General features: G+C 66.6%; 1 protein-coding gene. It reads left to right on the top strand.

Annotated features, from left to right (window positions below; translation table 11 throughout):
• Positions 1-508: transporter substrate-binding domain-containing protein (locus MKL01_RS00170; protein ID WP_243903224.1), on the top strand; the 508-nt coding region annotated here is incomplete at its 5' end.
• Position 509: the final 1 nt, after the last annotated feature.

The following is a 509-nucleotide window of genomic DNA, read 5'->3' as shown; positions in this document are numbered from 1 at the left end:
CGCCGGCTTGATCGATGTCACCTTCATGCCCATCGACGGGGCGCGTCGGCAGACAGTCGATTTCGGTCCAGGCTACCACGATCTAGTGAGCACCTACCTCGTCACGGAGGCAGCCGGCGTCTCGGATGTGGAAGGAGTGGATCGCCCCGGCATGCGCGTGGTCGGGCTTGCCGGCTCGACGACGTTGCGGGCCGCGGCGCGAACGCTGAAGACGACTAAGCCGATGCCAGTCGGCTCCGTGGCGGAGGCGATTGACCGGCTGCGCTCAGGCCAAGTCGACGCCCTGGCTCTCGCGCGCGATCGACTGCGCCCGGTCCAGCCGCCGGTGCCGGGGTCACGGGCCGTAACTGGTCGCTTTCAGCAGACCCTGAGCGCCGTCGCTGTTCCGAAGGAGCGAGCGGCCGCACCGGCCTATGTTGACACTTGGTTGAAGGAGGCGAAGCGATCAGGCCTTGTGCGTCGGATCTTCGATGAGCAAGGTCTGCGTGAGGACGTCGTTGCTCCCTGAC

Source organism: Methylobacterium sp. J-070, assembly GCF_022829385.1.
Taxonomy (GTDB): domain Bacteria; phylum Pseudomonadota; class Alphaproteobacteria; order Rhizobiales; family Beijerinckiaceae; genus Methylobacterium.
Note: the sequence above shows the minus strand (reverse complement) of the source record. Positions and strands in the feature narration are given on the sequence as shown.